This window comes from Sphingobium sp., assembly GCF_048594625.1.
Lineage (GTDB): Bacteria > Pseudomonadota > Alphaproteobacteria > Sphingomonadales > Sphingomonadaceae > Sphingobium.
Window position 1 is genome coordinate 1 of the sequence record NZ_JBMDWL010000108.1, and the last position, 3,934, is coordinate 3,934.

Sequence of the window (3,934 nt, forward strand, 5' to 3'; positions counted from 1 at the left end):
AAAGCGCATCGACAGGGTCGGCGGATCGATCGGCTGCGCCTTGATCGGCGTGTTGACCTGCGGGTCGGCGATGGTGTTGGAAACGGTCGCGACGGTCAGACCGGCGAGCGAGATGATGTCGCCAGCCTTGGCCTCGTCCACAGGCACGCGGTCCAGACCCTGGAACGACATGATCTTCGACGCACGGCCGGTTTCGATCACATTGCCTTCGGCGTCCAGCGCGTGGATCGGCTGGTTGACCTTCACCACGCCCGACTGGACGCGGCCGGTCAGGATACGGCCAAGGAAATTGTCGCGGTCGAGCAGCGTGACGAGGAAGCTGAACGGCGCGTCCTGATCCAGCGATGGCGGCGGCACATGGTCCACGATCTTCTGGAACAGCGGTTCCAGCGTGCCTTCGCGGCGCTGCGAATCTTCGCTGGCGTAACCGTTACGGCCCGACGCGTAGAGGACGGGGAAGTCGAGCTGTTCGTCGGTGGCGTCCAGCGTCACGAACAGGTCGAACACCTCGTCCAGCACTTCCTGAATGCGTTCGTCGGGACGGTCGACCTTGTTGACGACGACGATGGGTTTCAAACCGAGAGCAAGAGCCTTGCCGGTCACGAACTTGGTCTGCGGCATTGCGCCTTCCGACGAATCGACCAGCAGGATCACGCCGTCGACCATCGACAGGATGCGCTCCACTTCACCGCCGAAGTCGGCGTGGCCGGGCGTGTCGACGATATTGATGCGCGTGCCGTTCCATTCGACCGAGGTGGGCTTCGCCAGAATGGTGATGCCGCGTTCCTTTTCCAGATCGTTCGAATCCATGGCGCGTTCTTCGACGCGCTGGTTTTCGCGGAACGTGCCGGACTGACGGAAAAGCTGGTCGACGAGGGTGGTCTTGCCATGGTCGACGTGCGCGATGATGGCGATGTTACGCAGGGACATGAATCTGCCTTTGGGATCGGGTTTCCCGGCGGGCACCACGCCTGTCCAGGACTATCGGGCGCGCCCCTACAGGAAATGATGCGTTGCGGCAAGGGCAGGTGGCGGATCGCCCCGCCCGATCCGTCAAACCCGCTGCGACACAAGGATGCGCCACGAAGGAGACGCCCATGACCGACAGCCCGCTGATCAGCCGCCGTACCCTGATGCAGGCCGCCGCCATCGCCGCCCCTCTGGCGCTGACCCCCGACATGCTGAGCGCGGCGGGCAAGCCTGCGCTGCGCGACGCGATGATCCTCGATCCCGCGATCCGCTATTTCAACGCGGCGAACATCGCCCCGACCTTCCGCAGCGTGGTCGACATCCACGAACGCGAAACCCGCGCCTTTCAGGCGGACCCGTCGGTCGAACGCCGCGCCCTCTATCCCAAAGCTGCCGATGCGCTGCGCGAGCGGCTGGCAAAGCGCCTGCATGTCACGGCGCAGGAAATCGCGCTGGTCCGCAACAGCAGCGAAGCCAATACGGTCGCCGTGCGCGGCCTCGCGCTCAAGGCCGGCGACCGGATCATCCTGACCGATCACAACCACCCCTCGACATGGGACAGCTGGAAATTGCGGGCGCAGCGCGAAGGGCTGGACCTGCATGTCGTGCCGGTCCCGGTGGGGGCGAAGTCCGCGCAGTTACTGTTCGACGGCATCGCCGCCGCCGTGACGCCGAACACAAAGGCGATCTTCCTGTCGCATATGAGCAATATCAGCGGCATCCTCTATCCGGTGGCGCAGATCGCGCAGCTGGCCCGGTCGAAGAATATCTGGTTCCATGCCGACGGCGCGCAGACCTTCGGCTGGCTGGGGCTGGACCTCGCCGCGCTGGGCGTGGACAGCTATTCGGGCAGCACGCATAAATGGCTGATGGGACCGCTGGAGGGCGGCATGCTCTATGTCCGGCGCGAACGGCAGGCGGAACTCCAGCCGATCATGATGAGCCATGGTTACTGGCTGACCGACGAAGCGAACCTCAGCACCGCGCAGAAATATGAGATTTTGGGTCAGCGCGACGATCCGCGCCTGATGGCCTTTGCCGCGACGCTGGACGTACTGGACGGCGTGGGTCAGGCGGCGATCGAACAGGCCGCGCGGCAGCGCGCGGCGTCGATGCGGCAGGCGCTGTCCGCCGTGCCCGGCGCGAAACCCTTTGGCAGCGGGGTGGAAGCGGTCACCGGCCCGGTCATCACCGTCGCCTTCCCCGGCCGCGACGTCGCGGCGCTGCGCGCGAAACTGTGGCAAGCGAAAATCGCCACCGCCGCGTCGAAGATTGGCGGCGTACCTGCGATCCGCTTTTCGCCGCATGTCTATAATAGCGACGACGATGTCGCGGCGGTGATCGAAGCGCTGCGGATGGGGTAGAAGATAAAGGCCGTTCCCCCTCCCGTTTAAGGGAGGAGGTTAGGGGGTGGGCTGGACGGTGCGAAAGCCCACCCCGCTGCGACTAGCGCGCTGCGCGCGCAAGTCTCGCTGCCCCTCCCGCGAGCGGGGTGACGGAAACCCCTGCTTTACAAAAGCGCAATATCTCCTTGCCCTGCGGGCCGACCTTTCTATGGTGCGGCCCGTCGCACATAATATACCATATCCCTGCAAGGAGCCTCCATGCGGTCTGCCGCCACCTTCGCCCTCGCGTCCCTCATCGCCCTTTCCGCCCCTGCCCTCGCGCAGAAGGACGCGCCCGATGCCGCGAAGCAGCATGGCGACAAGGTCGCCGAACAGATCGCCGCCAACTGGGCCAGCGCCCCGGTCGAGGAAGTGACGCAAAGCAGCAAGGGCACGGCCCGCGTCGACGGCAAGGCGATCCCCTATACCCAGACCGCCGGCACGCTCACCATCCGCGATGAAAAGGGAAAGCCGGTCGCCAGCATGTTCTACACCGCCTATACGGCGGCGGGTAAGAACCGCCCGGTCACCTTCTTCTACAATGGCGGCCCCGGTTCGTCGTCGCTGTGGCTGCGCATGGGCAGCTTCGCGCCCGAACATGTGCGCACCGACAATCCCGAAGCGGTGAAGCCCGCCCCCTTCGACGTCGGCCCCAATAATGACAGCCTGATCGGCAGCACCGACATGGTGTTCCTCGACACGATCGGATCAGGCTATTCGCGCATCCTGGGCGACGCCAAACCGTCCGATTTCTACAGCGTCGATGGCGATGTGGACGCCTTTGCCAAGGCGATCATCCGCTACACGACCAAGAATGGCCGCTGGGCATCCCCCAAATATATTTTCGGCGAAAGCTATGGCACGACCCGGTCGGGCGCGCTCGCCTATCAGCTGGAGGATCGCGGGCTGGCGCTGAACGGCGTGGTGCTGCTGTCGTCGATCATGAATTATGGCGTGCGCCAGTCCGGCTTCGACGCGATCCATGTCGGCTATATCCCCAGCTATGCCGCCACCGCCTGGTATCATAACCGCGTGCCCGGCGGCCGCCCGGAAAGCCTGGAAGCCTTTGTCGAGGAAGCGCGCGTCTTCGCCAACGGTCCCTACGCCACCGCGCTGCTGAAAGGTTCGGACATCAGCCCGCAGGAAACCGACCAGATCGCGCAGCAGATGAGCCGCTTCACCGGCTTGTCGGTCGATTATCTGAAACGCGCCAATCTTCGCGTCAGCCTGTCTCGCTTTCGCAAGGAACTGCTGCGCGAAGATCATGCCACGATCGGCCGCTTCGACAGCCGGTACAAGGGCATCGATGCCGACGCGGCAGGCGAAGACCCGGAATATGATGCGTCCAGCACCGGCATCACCGGCCTCTATGTCGGCAGCTTCCTTGATCAGGTGACCAACAGGATCGGCTATAAGACCGACCTCAGCTATCGCCTGAGCGCGCGTGAAGGCGGCGACTTCAAATGGGACTGGAGCCATGTGCCGCCCGAAGGCGGGCGTCAGAATGTCGCCGACGTGACCGCCGACCTTTCCGCCGCGATGCGCACCAACCCGCATCTGCGCGTGCTGTCGCTGAACGG

3 protein-coding genes are annotated in these 3,934 nt (G+C 64.5%); 2 read left to right on the top strand and 1 reads right to left on the bottom strand.

The features are described from left to right. Positions 1–930: GTP-binding protein (locus ACOJSJ_RS14170; protein ID WP_420145621.1), on the bottom strand; the 930-nt coding region annotated here is incomplete at its 3' end. Between the two features lie 167 nt (positions 931–1,097). Between ACOJSJ_RS14170 and ACOJSJ_RS14175 the strand changes: the two genes are divergently transcribed. Together ACOJSJ_RS14175 and ACOJSJ_RS14180 are read left to right on the top strand one after the other, a co-directional pair. Further along, positions 1,098–2,333, top strand: a complete 1,236-nt coding sequence (locus ACOJSJ_RS14175; protein ID WP_420145622.1) for an aminotransferase class V-fold PLP-dependent enzyme — start codon at positions 1,098–1,100, stop codon at positions 2,331–2,333. Between the two features lie 240 nt (positions 2,334–2,573). Continuing rightward, on the top strand, positions 2,574–3,934 hold a 1,361-nt coding region (locus ACOJSJ_RS14180), incomplete at its 3' end, for a S10 family peptidase (RefSeq protein ID WP_420145623.1).